The organism is Marinobacterium maritimum, from assembly GCF_039523155.1.
In the GTDB taxonomy this organism is placed as follows: Bacteria; Pseudomonadota; Gammaproteobacteria; order Pseudomonadales; family Balneatricaceae; genus Marinobacterium; species Marinobacterium maritimum.
Genome location: NZ_BAAAET010000011.1, coordinates 1 through 1,671 on the forward strand (window position 1 = coordinate 1; position 1,671 = coordinate 1,671).

The 1,671-nt window shown below is 61.5% G+C and carries 2 protein-coding genes; both read left to right on the forward strand.

Annotated elements, in window-relative coordinates:
* The coding region (locus ABD013_RS18445) for an acetaldehyde dehydrogenase (acetylating) (protein ID WP_343809138.1) at window positions 1-858 on the forward strand (858 nt) is incomplete at its 5' end.
* 16 nt (window positions 859-874) lie between these two features.
* A partial coding sequence (gene dmpG, locus ABD013_RS18450) for a 4-hydroxy-2-oxovalerate aldolase (RefSeq protein WP_343809139.1) occupies window positions 875-1,671 on the forward strand: 797 nt, incomplete at its 3' end.

The following is a 1,671-nucleotide window of genomic DNA, read 5'->3' on the forward strand; positions in this document are numbered from 1 at the left end:
CTGCTGATGAAGATGCAACGCTCCGAGTGGATCGAGCCGGTCTGGATGGTCGGTATCGACCCGACCTCCGAAGGCCTCAAGCGTGCTGAAGCGATGGGCATCAAGACCTGCGCCACCGGTGTGGACGGTCTGCTGCCGCACGTACTTGAAGACGATATCCGCGTTGCCTTCGACGCCACCTCTGCCTACGTCCATGCCGAGAACAGCCGCAAGCTGAACGAGCTGGGCGTGATCATGATCGACCTGACCCCGGCGGCCATCGGCCCCTACTGCGTACCGCCGGTGAACCTGGCTGACCATGCCAAGAACCTGGAAATGAACGTCAACATGGTGACCTGCGGTGGCCAGGCGACCATCCCGATGGTCGCGGCAGTCTCCCGCGTACAGCCGGTGGAGTACGGTGAAATCATCGCCACCGTTTCTTCGCGTTCAGTAGGTCCGGGTACACGCCAGAACATCGATGAGTTCACCCGTACCACTGCCGGTGCCGTTGAGAAGGTGGGTGGAGCCAAGAAAGGCAAGGCGATCATCATCATCAACCCGGCTGAGCCGCCGCTGATCATGCGTGACACCATCCACTGCCTGACCGAAGGCGAGCCGGATCAGGCCGCCATCACCGAATCCGTGCAGGCCATGGTGAAGGAAGTGCAGAAATACGTGCCGGGCTACCGTCTGGTGAACGGCCCCGTGTTCGACGGCAACCGCGTCTCCTGCTTCATGGAAGTGGAAGGCCTGGGCGACTTCCTGCCCAAGTACGCCGGCAACCTGGACATCATGACCGCGGCCGGTCTGCGCACCGCCGAGATGTTCGCTGAAGAAGCGGCCAACGGCACCATTTCACTGCCGGCTCGCGGCTAAGACGGAGGATTGAGAGATGAATCTGCAAGGTAAAAAAGTCCGTCTGCACGACATGAGCCTGCGTGACGGCATGCACGCCAAGCGTCACCAGATCAGCCTGGACGAGATGGTCAATATCGCCACCGGTCTTGATGAAGCGGGCATGCCGCTGATCGAAGTCACCCACGGTGACGGTTTGGGCGGTGCCTCGGTCAACTACGGTTTCCCGGCCTTCAGCGATGAGGAGTACCTCAACGCGGTGGTGCCGAAGATGAAGAACGCCAAGGTTTCTGCACTGCTGCTGCCGGGCATCGGTACCGTCGATCACCTGAAAATGGCCAAGGACTGCGGCGTTTCCACCATCCGTGTGGCGACGCACTGCACCGAAGCCGACGTGTCTGAACAGCACATCGGCATGGCGGCCAAGATGGAGATGGATACCGTCGGCTTCCTGATGATGGCGCACATGGTCAGCCCGGAGAAGGTCCTGGAGCAGGCCAAGCTGATGGTCAGCTACGGTGCCAACTGCATCTACGCCACCGATTCTGCCGGTTACATGCTGCCGGATGAAGTCAGCGCCAAGATCGGCCTGCTGCGCGCCGAACTGCCCGCCAATGTCGAGATCGGCTTCCACGGCCACCACAACATGGGCATGGCGATCGCCAACTCCCTGGCGGCGATCGAAGCGGGTGCAGTCCGTGTCGATGGCTCTGTCGCTGGCCTGGGTGCCGGTGCCGGCAACACGCCGCTGGAAGTGTTCTGCGCCGTGCTGGACCGTATGGGTGTCGAGACCGGCATCGACCTGTACAAGATCATGGATGTGGCCGAAGACCG